At 65.0% G+C, this 525-nt stretch carries 1 protein-coding gene; it reads right to left on the bottom strand.

Annotated features, from left to right (window positions below; genetic code table 11):
* Window positions 1-114: 114 nt before the first annotated feature.
* Window positions 115-525: transposase (locus tag NKJ09_RS32455; protein WP_352764789.1), on the bottom strand; the 411-nt coding region annotated here is incomplete at its 5' end.

The raw sequence follows: 525 nt of genomic DNA, 5'->3' as shown, positions 1-525 counted from the left end.
AAAGCTTGCGGCGGCGGGGTTGCGGCGGTTGTTCGCTTGTTTGCGGGGGATTTGACGTCTTGTTTGGGGTTTCAGGCGGTCGTCCGACCCTGTATGGGCGGAACTCAGGCGCACCTATCCCGCGATAGCGGCCCATCGGCGCATGTTGAAGGCGATCGCCGCCATCGTCACCTGGGCGGTCGCCTTGGCCAGCCCGACATAGCGGATCGTGGTCAGCTTCATGCGGCACTTGAGGGTAGCAAAGGTGGTCTCCACCGCCGCCCGGCGTCTGGCGATCAAGCGATTGTAGTGCTTGAGACGCGGCGGCAGCTGCGGATGATGCTTGTTGGGGCGGCGCGCGATGCGCACCTTCTTGCCTTCGGCCTTGAGCCGGGCGCGGCGGGCATGGGTGTCGTAGGCGGCGTCCGCCCAAACCGTCTTCTCGTCGCCGCAGATCAAGGTGTCAGCCACGACCGTGTCGTTGACGTTGGCTGGTGTGGTGATCACCGTGCGGATCAGGCCAGAGCCCTCATCCACCCCGACATG

It is taken from the genome of Mesorhizobium sp. M0189 (genome assembly GCF_040322135.1).
Lineage (GTDB): Bacteria > Pseudomonadota > Alphaproteobacteria > Rhizobiales > Rhizobiaceae > Mesorhizobium.
The sequence above is the reverse complement of the archived record's forward strand: the minus strand, read 5'-3'. Positions and strand labels throughout refer to the sequence as shown.